At 66.2% G+C, this 14,286-nt stretch carries 15 protein-coding genes and 3 pseudogenes; 10 read left to right on the forward strand and 8 right to left on the reverse strand.

From position 1 onward, the window contains the following. Window positions 1-8: 8 nt before the first annotated feature. A complete protein-coding gene (locus tag M5I08_RS02270; RefSeq protein ID WP_370328562.1) occupies window positions 9-248 on the reverse strand; it encodes a DUF2630 family protein in 240 nt (79 codons plus the stop codon). Window positions 249-272: 24 nt separating this feature from the next. Here M5I08_RS02270 and M5I08_RS02275 point away from each other — a divergent pair, with 24 nt between their 5' ends. The 4 genes from M5I08_RS02275 to arfC all read left to right on the forward strand — a co-directional run bounded on the left by M5I08_RS02275 (window position 273) and on the right by arfC (window position 1,977). Next, window positions 273-635, forward strand: coding sequence for an FKBP-type peptidyl-prolyl cis-trans isomerase (locus M5I08_RS02275; protein ID WP_249763060.1), 363 nt, complete (start codon window positions 273-275; stop codon window positions 633-635). A gap of 100 nt (window positions 636-735) precedes the next feature. After that, window positions 736-1,674 carry a channel-forming protein ArfA/OmpATb gene (gene arfA / locus M5I08_RS02280; RefSeq protein ID WP_305883649.1) on the forward strand — a complete coding sequence of 313 codons (939 nt, stop codon included), beginning with the start codon at window positions 736-738 and terminating at the stop codon, window positions 1,672-1,674. A 13-nt stretch (window positions 1,675-1,687) separates the two neighbouring features. Next, window positions 1,688-1,840 carry a channel accessory protein ArfB gene (gene arfB, locus M5I08_RS02285; RefSeq protein ID WP_219067627.1) on the forward strand — a complete coding sequence of 51 codons (153 nt, stop codon included), beginning with the start codon at window positions 1,688-1,690 and terminating at the stop codon, window positions 1,838-1,840. After that, complete coding sequence (gene arfC, locus M5I08_RS02290; RefSeq protein ID WP_219067628.1) at window positions 1,840-1,977, forward strand: channel accessory protein ArfC; 138 nt, start codon at window positions 1,840-1,842, stop codon at window positions 1,975-1,977. Before arfB ends, arfC begins: the two co-directional genes overlap by 1 nt. Window position 1,978: 1 nt before the next feature. Here arfC and M5I08_RS02295 read toward each other — a convergent pair. The 5 genes and pseudogenes from M5I08_RS02295 to M5I08_RS02320 form a co-directional block, all read right to left on the reverse strand. Then, window positions 1,979-2,640 (reverse strand): annotated as a pseudogene (locus M5I08_RS02295) (HAMP domain-containing protein). Between the two features lie 11 nt (window positions 2,641-2,651). Then, window positions 2,652-3,362, reverse strand: a complete 711-nt coding sequence (gene prrA / locus M5I08_RS02300; protein WP_219067629.1) for a two-component system response regulator PrrA — start codon at window positions 3,360-3,362, stop codon at window positions 2,652-2,654. Between the two features lie 193 nt (window positions 3,363-3,555). Further along, window positions 3,556-4,830 (reverse strand): annotated as a pseudogene (locus M5I08_RS02310) (MFS transporter); the annotation flags it as partial. Between the two features lie 69 nt (window positions 4,831-4,899). Further along, the gene (locus M5I08_RS02315) at window positions 4,900-5,094 is read right to left on the reverse strand and encodes an Rv3202a family protein (protein ID WP_219067631.1); all 195 of its coding nucleotides are present in this window, start codon (window positions 5,092-5,094) and stop codon (window positions 4,900-4,902) included. Next, window positions 5,087-5,464 carry a MerR family transcriptional regulator gene (locus tag M5I08_RS02320; protein WP_219067632.1) on the reverse strand — a complete coding sequence of 126 codons (378 nt, stop codon included), beginning with the start codon at window positions 5,462-5,464 and terminating at the stop codon, window positions 5,087-5,089. Before M5I08_RS02320 ends, M5I08_RS02315 begins: the two co-directional genes overlap by 8 nt. 291 nt (window positions 5,465-5,755) lie before the next feature. Here M5I08_RS02320 and M5I08_RS02325 point away from each other — a divergent pair, with 291 nt between their 5' ends. After that, entirely contained in the window at window positions 5,756-6,187 is a 432-nt protein-coding gene (locus tag M5I08_RS02325) for an Hsp20/alpha crystallin family protein (RefSeq protein WP_304502943.1), read from the forward strand. A gap of 264 nt (window positions 6,188-6,451) precedes the next feature. After that, on the forward strand, window positions 6,452-6,769 hold the full coding sequence (locus M5I08_RS02330) for a J domain-containing protein (RefSeq protein WP_219067633.1): 318 nt from the start codon (window positions 6,452-6,454) through the stop codon (window positions 6,767-6,769). A gap of 5 nt (window positions 6,770-6,774) precedes the next feature. On the opposite strand, the gene M5I08_RS02335 is transcribed toward M5I08_RS02330, so the two are convergent. Then, complete coding sequence (locus tag M5I08_RS02335) at window positions 6,775-8,247, reverse strand: acetyl-coenzyme A carboxylase carboxyl transferase subunits beta/alpha (protein ID WP_219067634.1); 1,473 nt, start codon at window positions 8,245-8,247, stop codon at window positions 6,775-6,777. Window positions 8,248-8,434: 187 nt separating this feature from the next. Here M5I08_RS02335 and M5I08_RS02340 point away from each other — a divergent pair, with 187 nt between their 5' ends. From M5I08_RS02340 to M5I08_RS02355, 4 genes are read left to right on the forward strand one after another with little or no spacing between them, the layout of a single operon-like run. Beyond that, window positions 8,435-9,616: a glycosyltransferase family 4 protein gene (locus M5I08_RS02340; RefSeq protein ID WP_219067635.1), complete on the forward strand. Its 1,182-nt coding sequence runs from the start codon at window positions 8,435-8,437 to the stop codon at window positions 9,614-9,616. Continuing rightward, window positions 9,613-11,739 (forward strand): amylo-alpha-1,6-glucosidase, encoded by a 2,127-nt coding sequence (locus M5I08_RS02345; protein WP_219067636.1) that lies wholly within the window; start codon window positions 9,613-9,615, stop codon window positions 11,737-11,739. Before M5I08_RS02340 ends, M5I08_RS02345 begins: the two co-directional genes overlap by 4 nt. Window positions 11,740-11,765: 26 nt before the next feature. After that, a complete protein-coding gene (locus tag M5I08_RS02350; protein WP_219067637.1) occupies window positions 11,766-12,497 on the forward strand; it encodes an enoyl-CoA hydratase in 732 nt (243 codons plus the stop codon). Window positions 12,498-12,507: 10 nt separating this feature from the next. After that, entirely contained in the window at window positions 12,508-13,626 is a 1,119-nt protein-coding gene (locus M5I08_RS02355; protein WP_219067638.1) for an MBL fold metallo-hydrolase, read from the forward strand. Here the strand turns inward: M5I08_RS02355 and M5I08_RS02360 are convergent. Next, window positions 13,619-14,280, reverse strand: a pseudogene (locus M5I08_RS02360) (SDR family oxidoreductase); the annotation flags it as partial. The gene M5I08_RS02355 and the pseudogene M5I08_RS02360 overlap by 8 nt on opposite strands. Window positions 14,281-14,286 lie beyond the last annotated feature (6 nt).

A 14,286-nucleotide genomic window follows, 5' to 3' on the forward strand; every position in this document is an offset into this window, starting at 1 on the left:
CGATCAGCTCAGGTAGCCCTCGGGTCGCCACCGGTCTCGCGCAGCGCTCGACGCTGCCGAAGCAGGTCCCAGCACTGGTCGAGTTCGGCCTCGATGCGGCGCAGCCGTTCGCGCTCCTCGGATGCGTTGATATCGCCGTGCTGTAGCTGCGCTCGAAGGGTTTTCTCCTGCGCGACCAGGTCGTGGATATGCGCCAAGGCGGCATTGTCTGCGTTGTCGCTCATTTTTGGTCCCCTTCCGCGGGTCAAGTGTGCCGGACTAGGGTCGCATCCGTGCCAAGCAAACCAGAGATCGACTTTCCCCGCGGCCCAGCGCCCGCGCAGCTCGTCATCGAAGACCTGTTGGTCGGCGACGGACCCGAAGCCGTGTCGGGCGGCGTCGTCGAGGTGCACTATGTCGGGGTCGAGTACGACACCGGCGAAGAATTTGACAGCTCATGGGGTCGCGGCGAGCCGATCGAGTTCCCGTTGCGCGGGCTCATCCAGGGCTGGCAGGACGGTATTCCCGGTATGAAGGTGGGCGGCCGGCGTCAGCTGGTGATCCCGCCGGCGCAAGCTTACGGGCCGGCTGGCTCCGGGCATCAGTTGTCGGGCAAGACGTTGGTCTTCGTGATCGACTTGCTCAGCACCCGTTAATCTCAAGGGAGGGCCGATGGCCGGTTCCGATGAAGCACCCGAAGCCACCGAATGGCGGCGCACATCGAAATTCTATCGGCGGGTTCCGGGCCTGGCGTGGTTGGCCGGGCTGATCGTTATTCCGCTGCTGCTGGCGGTAATCGGCTATGGCGAAATGGACCGGACGCGAGAGGGAGCCAACGGTCCGACCGGCGCGTTACCGACCCTGATTGCACCTAAGCCACCGGGCAGCGCGCCGAGCACGCCGACGATTCCGGCAATAGCGCTAGCACCGGTGTCAATTACACGCAGCGGCAACGACATCAAGCTTTCCGGTGACATGCCCAGCAATGGGGCAAAGGAGTCGCTACTGGCGGCGCTGAACGGGGGCTTCGGACCGAATACCAACGTTATCGACAACATCCGGATCAACCCGGATATCACGTCGCTTGATTTCTCCAATGCCGCAGCGGTTTTCAAAGCGGCGGCATCCGTTCCAGACTTCGGCCTCGCCGTCAAGGGGGACACCATCACGCTGATCGGGACGACGAGTTCAGGCGGTCAGCAAGACGCTATCGAGCAAGCAGCCGACGCGGACTGGCCGAATTTGAATATCGTTGACACGATGGGCATCGGCGGCCCCGTCACGGCGAGCGCCCCGCCCGGCCCGGTGCCGGCTCTTGGCCCGGGCAACATCTGCGCCCACCTGCGATCAGATGTCAAAGCCTTGGGGCCGATCACCTTTGCCACCGACGGGGCGGCGCTTTCGTCGGCCGTCGAGCAGACATTGGATCAGATTGCCGGCAAGCTGAAGGCCTGCCGGGGCGCGAACGTGATTATCAACGGCTACACCGACAACACCGACAACACCGGCAACGACGCCATCAATATTCCGTTGAGCGCCAACCGGGCGAACGCCGTCGCCGATTACCTGATTGCCCGAGGCGTCACTCGTGATCACCTGACGGCGAACGGTCGCGGTGCTGCCGACCCGGTCGCTGACAACAACAGCCTAGAAGGTCAAGCGAAGAATCGTCGCGTCGAAATCATCGTTGGCTAAGGAGAATTCGCCCATGGACTTCGTCATCCAATGGCTGCGCTACCTGGTGGCATTCGTTATCGGCTCGGCGGTTGCCTTGCTGGTGGCGCGCGTATCGGTCAGGCGCACCAGCGAGGAGCAGGCCCTCGACGACATGCCCGGCTCACGTGAGATCGGAGCACACTGATGGGCCAGGTGAATTACTGTCTGGTCGCGGTGGCGTTCCTGCTCGGCCTGCTGCTGACGCTCGCGCTGACCATTCGGCGCGTCAAACGTGAAGTGCCGGTGCGGCATTCGGCTACGGATGACTCCGACTCGGAGTAGGTCAGCTCGGGCCAGTCAACCGCAGCAACAGACGCGCTCCACCCAGCGGGCTGTTTTCCAGCGACGCCGTACCGCCATGAAGGTGCGCCTGCTGGGCTACCAGTGCCAGGCCCCGCGCGGTGGAGCAACTCGGTGATGTCGACCGGCACGTGATCCTCCGACGTCGACAAGTCACCCTGGGCCAGCCGCTCCAGCGCGGACAACGTGGCCTCGATGCGCGATTGGGCTCGGATCACGTCGCTGAGCACTTCTTTGCGTTGCTCGTCGGGAAGGTCCAGGGTGGCCAGCACTTCCAGGTTGGTCCGCATCGTTCCAGATTCGTTGCAGCATGCCGCGCATGGCTTCGGCGATCTCGACGGCCTCGGTGGCGCCACGCACTTCAACCTGCGGTCTCTCGTCGCCGGCGTCGCTGGACCTGGTCTGTTGAGCCAACCGTTCGAACGGTCGCACCGCGAACGTGGCCAGTAGCCAGGCGAAAACGGCTGCGGCGCTGATGGAGAATGCACAAATCCCGTCGACACAGGTGTCGGCATAGCCCTCGCCCAGCTTTGGCAGCGTGATGTCGGAGTTCGACTCGACCTGGCCGCCACGGCGGACCGTCGCCACCACCACCCGGGTACGCAGCGACGGCGTACGGGTCAAGATCCGCGACAAGAAGTTCATGCCCAATTCCGTCACTGCATGCGCAGTACGAATCCCACTCCGCGGACGGTGTGCAGCAACCGCGGGCCGCCACCGGCCTCCAACTTGCGCCGCAGGTACCCGATGAATACGTCGACGACGTTGGTGTCTGCGGCGAAATCGTAACCCCACACTAGTTCCAGCAACTGCGCGCGCGACAGCACCGCGGTCTTGTGTTCGGCGAGCACGGCCAGCAGGTCGAACTCACGCTTGGTCAGGTCGACGTCGACGCCGTTGACTCGGGCCCGCCGGCCCGGGATGTCGACTTCCAGCGGGCCGACCGTGATGGTTTCCGAGGACGAGGTCGCGGTGGATCCGCGGCGGCGCAGCAGCGCACGCACCCGCGCCACCAACTCGGCCAGCACGAAGGGTTTGACCAGGTAGTCGTCGGCGCCAGCTTCGAGGCCGGCCACCCTGTCGTCGACCGAGCTGCGGGCACTGAGCACACAGACCGGGACGTCGTTGTCCATCGCTCGCAGCGCGGTGACCACGCTGACGCCGTCCAGCACAGGCATGTTGATGTCGAGCACGATCGCATCCGGCCGGGTCTCGGTCGCACTCCGCAAGGCCTCGGCGCCATCGATTGCGGTCGACACTTCGAACCCGGACAACCGCAGTCCGCGCTCCAACGAGGCCAGCACGTCGGAGTCGTCGTCGACAACCAAAACCCGCGGTGAGATCGCACCAGTGTCCATGCCGCCCATGATGCCTGATTGTCCGCCCTAGCTGTGGGAACACCCGTCGAGGGGTGCGTCGGCGCGGCGGCTGTCCGGCAGGTCCGCTTTTTTGGCGAGATTGACGGTAGCGCGCTCGTTACTCGAACTTTGCGGAACTAGCGTCGATTTCGTGCTGCGGTTAGCGCCCGTCGTCGAAATGACGCGCGACGAGATCGTCGACTGGCTCGGCCCGACGATCCAGCGCTATCTCGGGCTGCCGGACGCCTAGCGGTGCGGCAGCGCCGGCGCGGCGCAACATGGCCGCGCACCCGAACCAGATGATCAGCGCGCCTATCGAAAGGCCGCCGAGCATCAGGAAAGCAACTGGAAATCCAAGGTGTTGGGCAACAACGCCGCCCAGGACCGGGCTGACCGCGCCGCCGAGGCCCTGCGCGGCCATCACGGCGCCCTGGCCAACGTTGACGTGGCCGGTGCCGTCCAATATGCGGGCCACGAGCCCGGGCACCGCCACCGACAGCATGCCGGCGCCGATACCGTCGAGCACCTGCACCGGGATGACACCCCAGGTATTGATGACGCCGGCAGCGATGATCGCACGAAGGGGTAGTGCGGTGAACGCGATCATGATCGCCAGCCAGTAGCCGCGGGTCTGGGCGATTCGCATGGCGGCCAGCGAGGCGATGATCATGACGGCCTGGGCCACCACGACAGTGCTCGCGACGGTGGTGAAGGGGTTCGCGTTCGTTGCGACGACGGCCAGCCCGTAGAGCGGCAGCATCGCCGCGTTTCCCAGCCAGAACAGCGTCACCGCGGCGGCCACCGCCAGCAGTGGCCGGGATCGCAGAAGTACTCGTACCGGTGAGACCGCCGGCTGGTCGGCGCGGTGGGCTTCTCCGCGTGCAACGTGATGGTCGATGTGGGCGGCGGGGACGGCCAGGGTGGACCCGATGGCGATCATCGCGAATCCCGCCGCCAGCCAGAAGACCCCGGCGTACCCGAAAAGCCAGCCCAGCAGTCCCGACAGCGCCGCGCCGACCATATTGCCCGCATGGTTGTATGCCTGGTTGCGGCCATTTTGCGCGGTGAAACCCGCTTGGCCCACCACACCGAGCGTGATGCCGATGACCGCGGGGGCGATCGTCGCCCCGGAGATACACATCACGGCCTGGGCGGCCGCGACGACCCAAAAATGTCCCGAGGTCAGGATCACCGCCGAGGCTGCCACGGCACCGAGGCCGACAACGATGACACACTGCCGCTTTCGGGATGTGGCGTCGACGATCGCGCCTGCCGGGCCCACAGCGCACATGCCAACGATGGCGCCCAGCGTTATGACCGTGCCGATGGAGCTGGTGGTCCAGCCACGGCTGGCCAGCAGGACTCCCAGAAACGGGCCCATGCCGGCCTCCATGTCAGCCATGAAGAAGTTGACCGCCTGCAACGCGGTACGGTCCCGCCCCGCCAAGGGCAACGCGATCGTGTCCTGGCTAGTCATCGAGACATTGCGGCAAGCCGGCGGTCAGCGGCGATCACCATGCGGGTGTCCGACGTCAGCATTTGGCGCTCAGTCGTCGACGGGCTCCCGGACGACGACGGCCTGGTCGATTACATCGACCGGGTTGGCGTCGCGATCGGCGACATCTGCGAGATAGGAAGTATCGAGGCCGGTTTCGTCATCAGGGTCGACCACACGATGTTGTTCGATGGCGTCGGCTTCAGGCGTTTCGTCGGCTGCCACGACCTTGTGCACGTCAGTCATGATTGGCGGCCCTCCTCCGCTTCTCTGGATGTGCGCTAGTAGATCCGGTGCGGCCAGACTTGAGTTCGGCGTTGTCGGACCGCAACACAGTGTTGTCGGATTCTAGTTGGCTGTTCTTGTCTTCTAGTTCGAGTATCTGGACCACGCCGGCCAGATTGATCCCTTGGTCGACCAGTTCGCTGATTCGTTGCAGCCGCTCGAGGTCGTCGTCGCTGTAGCGCCTCGTGCCTCCCTGGGTGCGAGACGGAGTCAGCAGCCCCCAACGCTCGTAGAGCCGCAAGGTCTGCGGTCCGACACCCGACAGCTCGGACGCCACCGAGATGCCATAGACGCCGCGGCCAGACCGCGGTGTCGTGTCGTGGGAAGTCAACTGCTTCTCCGTTCGTATGATCACATCGACTGGCACCTACAGAAAGCTATCATAGTAGACACGACAAAGCTATGTTTATAACGATAGATTATCCGCGATTCGTTCGAATGCTGGCGAGTGCTGGCGAGTGCTGGCGAGTGCTGGCGAAGCAAGTGAAGTTTCAAGCTCGGCCCTTATTGGGGCTGATGAAAAACATCGCGACTACCCCTTGCATAAGTATGTCTCTAGTGCTATTACAAAGCTATGTCGATAGACATAGGTCATCTCTCTACGACTTGGGAGGTTTGAGTCATGGTGTTGATGCGCACGGATCCGTTCCGTGAGTTGGATCGGTGGGCCCAGCAGGTGCTAGGCACCGCAGCCCGGCCGGCCGTCATGCCGATGGACGCGTGGCGCGAAGGCGACAAGTTCATCGTCGAGTTCGACCTGCCAGGAGTGAATCCTGATTCACTCGACCTCGACGTCGAGCGCAACGTGCTCACCGTCCACGCCGAACGCCCTGAGTTGGATCAGAGCCGGGAAATGGTTTCGGCCGAGCGCCCGCGCGGCGTGTTCAGCCGGCAATTGTTCCTCGGGGAGAACCTCGAAACCGACAAGATCGAGGCCAGCTATCACGACGGTGTTTTGCGGCTCGCGATTCCGGTGGCCGAAGAGGCCAAGCCCCGCCGCATTGCAATCAGCCACAACGGACAACAGCAGGCGGCGATCCACGCTAAAGGCTAGGGCCGGTGTGGTGGCCCACGTGTTGGATCACGACGAGGAGGTGATGCGTCGACAGTCGATACGACGGCCGTGACACTCGTGCCGTCCAGGAGGATTTGGATGGATTGACAGCGGCTGACGCGGGATCGCGCGCGTCGCCACTGATTGTGGCCGTTTTGGTGGACCGCACGAACGTCATCGGCGGGGTGGGCGCGCTGTTGACCCAAAACGCGCCCACCCCTTCATACGACTGCCGGCCCGGCTGGAAAGGCGCGGTGCCTCCAGATGACTGATGCTTACTGTGTGCTCGGGGTCTCGCCGACCGCGACGCAGGCCGAAATCACGCACGCCTATCGGCGGCAACTGCGTGACTGTCACCCCGACAGACGCTTCGGCGAATCGAATTCCGGGGCCGATGAGCGACTACGCCAAATCCTGGCCGCCTACGCGGTGCTTCGTGATCCGCACCGTCGCGCGGAGTACGACCGCGCCCACCGGGTTCCCAAAGACACCCCTGCGACCCGGGTACGGGTAAACCAGGTCGAGACTCCTGCGGACCCTGGGCCCGCCCTGCGGGCCGGTCCTGTCCGCTGGCGCCGGTGACCGGCTCACGGCAGCCCGATCCGCCGATAGCGTTCAAGACGAACGGCGAGGCGCTCACCCTCAGGTAGCGCCCGCAGCGCATGTATTTCGCGGGCGATGGCTCGGGACAGCCGCTTGGAGAACGCGATAGGTTCTTCGGCCGCGTCGGGATGCTCGGGCACGACGACGTCGACGATGCCGGACGCCTGCAGGTCGTGTGACCGGATGCATTGTGCTGCAGCCAGTTCGGCGGCATGAGCTGTGTCCCGGAACATGATGGCACTGGCTCCCTCTGGCGGCAGGGGCGCCAGCCAGCCATGCTGCGCCGCCAACACCCGATCGGCCGGCAGCATTGCCAGCGCCGGTCCTCCGCTGCCCTGGCCCAACAGGATCGACACCGTGGGAGTTGCCAGTGTGACGAGTTCGGCCAGGCAATGCGCGATCTCGCCGGCCAGCCCTTCCTGCTCGGCCGCCGCCGACAATGCCGGACCGGCAGTGTCGATGACGAGCACCAGCGGCAGTCGCAAGCCGGCGGCCAGTTCCATGCCGCGCCGGGCTTCGCGCAGGGCGGCTGGACCGACTATCCCGCCGAAGACACGTTGCTGACCCAGCACGACGGCGGGCTGGCCGCCGAAGCGCGCCAGTGCCAGCAACGTAGCGACTACTTCGCCCTGGCCGGCACCCGACAACAACACACGCTCAGTTGCGCCATGTCGCAGCAGAGTTCGGGCCCCGGGACGGTCGGGTCGTCGCGACGCCACCACCGAGTCCCATGCCGGTATATCGGGCATCGATTGGTCGTCGAGGACAGCCGGCGGCGCCGAGGGCGCGTCGACCAACACCTTCAGCGTCCGCGCCAACGTGCGGCGCAGCCATTTGAGCGGGATGACGCCGTCGATCACGCCGTGGCGCTGCAGGTTCTCGGCGGTCTGGATGCCCGGCGGAAACGGTTCGCCGTAGAGCTGCTCATAAACACGGGGGCCCAGGAACCCGATCAAGGCGCCGGGCTCGGCGATCGTGACATGACCCAATGACCCCCACGACGCGAACACCCCGCCGGTGGTCGGGTGGCGCAGGTACACCAGGTAGGGCAGGTGCGCCCGCTTGTGCAGCTCGATCGCGGCGCTGATCTTGACCATCTGTACGAAGGCGACGGTGCCTTCCTGCATCCGGGTGCCGCCGGAGCTAGGCGACGCCAGCAGTGGCAGGCGTTGCCATGTCGCCCGCTCGACCGCGGTGGTGATCCGTTCGGCCGCGGCCACCCCGATCGAACCCGCCAAAAAGTTGAATTCGCAGGCGATTACGGCCACACGCCGACCGTGGATCCGGCCTTCACCCGTGATCACCGACTCGCTGAGGCCTGTGACGGCCCGGGCGGCGGTCAACTCGCGCGCATATGCATCGGTTGTCGCGACCGCGACCGGCTCGGTATCCCAGCTGGCGAAGGATCCCGCATCAAGCACCGCGTCCCGCAGTTCGTCGGGCCCGATCCGGCTCACCGCATGAGCGTAGCCATCGCCCGCTGCGCCCGTTGGCGGCGACCCGCTGTGCCCGGCTTCGCCGCGCTTGCGATCGTCGCGGCCCGGCTCACCAGGACTTGGCAGACCGCACTCGACCGACCATAATTAGCACTCGTCGATCGAAAGTGCTAATGCGCGTGGTGGAGGCGGAAGGAAGGAAACATCGATGCGCAGCGCTGATTTCGTCTTGTGGTCTGATGGCTTGGATGCCGCACGTCCGCTGCGGATCGTGCTGGTCGCGCCCCCGTATTTCGATATCCCGCCGACGGGTTACGGCGGAGTTGAGGCTGTCGTGGCAGACCTCGCCGACACGTTGGTCGCTCGCGGTCATCATGTCACCGTGCTCGGCGCCGGGGCGGCCGGGACCGCGGCGCAGTTCATGCCATTGTGGGATCGCACGGTGCCGGAACGACTGGGCGAGCCCTATCCCGAGGTCATGCACGCGCTGAAGGTGCGCGGCGCGGTCGCTCGCGTCGCCGCGGCCGACGGCATCGACATCGTGCATGACCACACCTTCGCCGGCCCGTTGAATGCGCCGGCCTACCAGGCTCTCGGGCTGCCAACCGTCGTGACGGTGCACGGACCCATCGATGAGGACCTGTACCCGTATTACCGCGAGCTCGGCCGCGATGTGGGACTGGTGGCCATCAGCGACCGCCAACGCGAGCTGGCGCCCGACCTGAATTGGATTGGCCGCGTGCATAATGCGCTGCGGATAGACGACTGGCCGTACCAGGCGGACAAAGGCGACTATGCCCTGTTCCTTGGGCGGTTCGCTCCCTACAAAGGCGCCCACCTGGCCGTGCAGGCCGCGCACGAGGTGGGCATTCCGCTCGTCATCGCCGGCAAGTGCAACGAACCCGCGGAGAAAGCGTACTTCGAGGAATGCGTGCGTCCGCTGCTCACCGACAACGACCACGTGTTCGGCGAGGCCGACGCGATCAGCAAGCGCGAGCTGCTGGCCGGTGCGCGGTGCCTGCTGTTTCCGGTGCAGTGGGAGGAGCCGTTCGGGATCGTGATGATCGAAGCGATGGCGTGCGGCACCCCCGTCGTCGCGCTGCGCGGTGGCGCGGTGCCCGAGGTGGTGGTCCACGGTGTGACGGGCTTTGTATGCGAGCGACCCGCCGACCTGCCGGCCGCGATCGAACAGACCCGAGCGATCGATCCGCTGGCCTGCCGCGACCATGTTGCCGACAACTTCGACGTGGCGCGGCTTGGCTGCGGGTACGAGCGGATCTACCGAAAGGCCGTGCGGCAGTCGAAGATCCAGTCCAGTGAGGCCGCGGCGACGGATTCGATGCAACGCCTCACGGGTGTCGCGGACCTGGGTGACAAGGCCACTGCATGATCTCCACTACCGGGTTCAACACCGGTGCGCCGGCCCGCATCGGGTCCGGCACCGACACCGTGACCCTGGTCGAAGGCGCGACGTTCTGCCTGTCCGACCGCCACGGCGATGTGCTGCACGGTAAGCCGCACGGATTGTTCTTTCGTGACGCGCGGGTGTTGTCGCGCTGGGAGATGCGGGTCGACGGCCAAGTCGCCGAGTCGCTCTCGGTGGAGTCGAGTGAGGCATTCGCCGCCCAGTTCATCCTGCGCCGGGCGCCGCGTGCCGGGCGCGCCGACAGCACACTGCTGGTCGTGCGCGAGCGGCTGATCGCCGACGGGCTGCGCGAAACCATCTCGCTGCACAATCTCGACCGTGAGAGCACGGTGGTGTCGTTGGAGCTGCACGCCGACGCCGACTTCGCCGATTTGTTCGCCATCAAAGAGGGCCGGGTGTCAGTCGGTGGTGCGGACATGGCGGTCAGCGACGGGGAGCTCGTCCTGCGTGAGCGGGGGGACCAGTTGCGGGGACTAACGGTGTCGGCGACGGGGCACCCCGTCGTGCTGCCCGGGTCGCTGAACTGGCGGGTGGTGGTGCCGCCGGGAGAGCGCTGGCAGACCGAGATCGTGCTGCAGCCGACGTGGGCCAATCAGAAGATCAGCACGCGGTTTCGGCGCGGCGAGCAGGTGGAGTCCAGCGCCCCGGCCCGCAAGATCGAGGCGTGGCGCGACACCGCCACTACCGTCGTCACCGACCACCCGGCGTTGTCGCAGGTGCTGCGGCAGACCGAGAGCGATCTGGGCGCGTTGCTCATGCACGACGAAACCGGCCGTGGCAGGCCCGTCGTCGCAGCAGGGGCGCCGTGGTTCATGACGCTGTTCGGCCGCGACAGCTTGCTGACCGCCTGGATGGCCTTGCCCTTGGAGGTCGGCCTCTCGGTCGGCACCCTGCAGCGGCTCGCCGGTTTGCAGGGCCGGCGTGTCGATCCCGTTACCGAGGAAGAACCGGGCCGGATCATGCACGAGATCCGCCGCGGCCCGGCCAGCGACGATGTGCTGGGCGGCAGCATCTACTACGGCTCGATCGATGCGACGCCGCTGTTCGTGATGTTGCTGGCCGAATGCTGGCGGTGGGGCGCCGACGAAGCCGCGGTCCGGTCCCTGCTCCCGGCGGCCGACGCCGCATTGGCCTGGGCGGAGCGCTACGGCGATCGCGACGGCGACGGCTTCGTCGAATACCAGCGCGCCACCGACCGCGGGCTTCTCAACCAAGGCTGGAAGGACAGCTTCAACGGCGTCAACGACGCCGCCGGGCGCACCGCCGAGGCGCCGATCGCGCTGTGCGAGGTTCAGGGCTACCTGTATGCGGCCTTGCTGGGGCGGGCCGAGCTCGCCGAGGCGTTCGGCGACCAGCCGACGGCGACGCGCCTGCGCGAGCGTGCGCAGGCTTTGCGTGCCAAGTTCCTCGAGGTGTTCTGGCTTCCGCAGCAAGGCTGGTATGCGATCGCCCTCGACGGGCGAAAATGCCCGGCTGACGCGTTGACCAGCAATGTCGGTCATTGCCTTTGGACCGGCATCGCGACCGACGAGCATGTCGCGACGATTATCGAGCGGCTCTCGGGCCCCGAGATGGATACGGGGTTCGGTTTGCGCACCTTGGCGACCACGATGGGCGCCTACAACCCGATGAGCTATCACAACGGCTCGGTATGGCCGCACGACACCGCGATTGCGGTGGCCGGATTACTGCGGTACCGCCACATACCTGGCGCGGTCCCGCTGGCCGAGCGGTTGGCGACCGGCCTGCTCGACGCGGCCGAGGAGTTCGGCGGCCGGCTGCCCGAATTATTTTGCGGGTTCCCCCGCTCCCAGTTCCGTTCGCCTGTGCCCTACCCGACGTCCTGCTCACCGCAAGCATGGTCGAGCGCCGCGCCGCTGCTGCTGCTGCGATCTTTCTTGGGACTCGAGCCTGACGTGCCACATCGCAGGTTGTCGGTGGCAGCGCACTTGCCCGCCGCGTGGGGACGGGTGGCGCTGACCGATCTGCGACTGGGCGCTCTCACGGTGCATGTGGAAGCCGAGGGCGAGACTGTCAAGGCCCGTGGCTTGCCGGGCGACTGGCAGCTGGTCACGATTTCGGGCTGATCCGCCGGCTCGATAGGCTTGTCGCCATGATCGGTCTCACCCGCGTCGAAGACGTCCTGACCATTGAGCTGCGGCGTCCGGAACGGCGCAACGCATTGAACTCTGAGTTGGTCGAGGAGCTGCGCGAGGCCCTGGAGAAGGCGGCTGGGGAGAATGCCCGCGTGATCGTGCTGACCGGCCAGGGCACCGTGTTCTGCGCCGGAGCCGACTTGAGCGGCGACGCATTCGCCGCCGACTATCCCGACCGGCTCATCGAACTGCACAAAGCCATGGACGCGGCGCCGATTCCGGTGATCGGCGCAATCAACGGGCCGGCCATCGGCGCGGGTCTGCAACTGGCGATGCAATGCGACCTGCGCGTGGTCGCACCCGATGCATTCTTCCAGTTCCCTTCCTCGAGATACGGTCTGGCGCTTGACAACTGGAGCATCCGGCGACTGGCATGGCTGGCCGGTCACGGTCGGGCCCGTGCGATGCTGCTGGCGGCGGAGAAGTTGACCGCCGAGGCGGCGCTGCAGACCGGAATGGCCAATCGGATCGGCACGCTGGAGGACGCGCAGGCCTGGGCCGCCGAGATCACCGGCCTGGCGCCGCTGGCCCTGCAGCACGCCAAGCGGGTGCTGAACGACGACGGCTCGATCGAAGAGGCGTCGCCGGTGCACAAGGAGCTGTTCGACAAGGCCTGGGCCAGCCAAGATGTGATCGAAGCGCAGGTGGCCCGGGTGGAGAAGCGGCCACCGAGATTCCAGGGGGCTTGATCTGGGGACGTTGCGCGGGGCGCTGCGACTGGCGGCCGGCACGGCCTCGCTGGTGGCCGGTGGGTGGGTGCTGCGCGCGCTGCATGGTGCGCCGGCCGCGCTCGGTGCGCAGCCTGCCGACATCCGTGCGGTGGCCGAGCGGTCACCCAATTTCCACGACGGTGTGTTCGTCAACCTGGAACCGGCTTCGCAGTTCAGCATCGACCGCGAGGAACAGCGGAACGTCGTATGGGAGGTCATCGGCGCCCGCGCCGCGACCCGGCCCCCGGCCGATATCCCGTTGGTAACGGTGCATGCCCGTGCCTTCGACGCGGGGGCCGGCCAGATCGCGGTCAGCTGGTTCGGTCACTCGACGGCGTTGCTGGAGATCGACGGGTATCGCGTGCTCACCGACCCGGTGTGGAGTGACCGCTGTTCGCCTTCGGATGTCGTCGGCCCGGGCCGCATGCATCCGCCGCCGGTGTCGCTGGACGCGTTGCCGGCCTTGGACGCGATTGTCGTCAGCCACGACCACTACGACCACCTCGACATTGACACCGTCGTCGCGCTGGCTCGCAGCCAGCGGGCCCCGTTCGTCGTTCCGCTCGGTGTTGGTGCGCACCTGCGTGATTGGGGTATCCCCGACGGGCGCATCATCGAACTCGACTGGAACGAGCACACGCGGGTCGAGGAACTCAACCTGATCTGCACTCCGGCCCGGCACTTCTCCGGTCGCTTCCTCAACCGCAACTGCACACTCTGGGGGTCCTGGGCGATCGTCGGTCCGGAGCATCGGGCGTACTTCGGCGGCGATACCGGCTACACGAAGAGCTTTGCCGAGATCGGCGCCGCACACGGACCATTCGACGTGACGTTGCTGCCGATCGGCGCCTACAGCAGGTCGTGGCCCGACATCCACATGAATCCCGAGGAGGCGGTCCAGGCACACGTCGACGTCAACGGCGGGCTTCTGGTGCCGATCCACTGGTGCACCTTCCGGCTGGCACCGCATCCGTGGGGCGAACCGGTCGAGCGGCTGCTGGCCGCGGCCGACGCCGCCCACGTTTACGTCGCGGTACCCAGGCCGGGGGAGCGGGTGTGCCCCACGGTGACTGGGGATTTGGACCCGTGGTGGCGCGCGGCTATATGACGACCTGACCGGCGTCGACCGGCAACGTCACGCCCGTCACGTAGCGCGCTCGGGGGCTCACAAGCCACAGCGCCGCTTCGGTGACGTCCTGCGGCTCAACTAGCGGCACGTCCGGCAGCAGCATCTGTGAGACCGCAGGATCGGGGTTCTCGATCATCCTGTTCACCACGAAGTCTTGAGAATCATCGGCGTCGACACCCCGCTGGGGTGTACGGAATTCACCCGAATCCTGTGCGGCGCGTAGGCATTGGCCACCGAGCGCATGATTCCCACGATGCCGTGTTTGGCCGCTGCGTAGCCGAACATCGCGGCGCTGCCGTCACCGCCGCGGCCGGTGAGGCCTTGCGATGAACGCACCAGGACGACGGATTCGCCCCGAGCCTTGCGGATGACGGATGGCACCGTGGCGACAAGCGTGTGCCACACACCCTTGAGGTTGGTGTCGACGATCGCGTTGAACACCGGCTCGGAATGGGCGTCGCTCTCGCCGATCGCCATCACGCCGGCATTTGCGATGACGATGTCGATCTCGGCCAGATCGTCGATGGCAGAGTGTATTCCGGCCTCCAGCTGAGCAAGGTCGCGTACGTCGGCGATGACGGAAACCACTTCGCGTCCGGCGGCGCGGACCAGCCGCGCGGTCTCGTCGATGTCGGTGAC

This window comes from Candidatus Mycobacterium methanotrophicum (genome assembly GCF_023515995.1).
GTDB classification, from domain to species: Bacteria; Actinomycetota; Actinomycetes; order Mycobacteriales; family Mycobacteriaceae; genus Mycobacterium; species Mycobacterium methanotrophicum.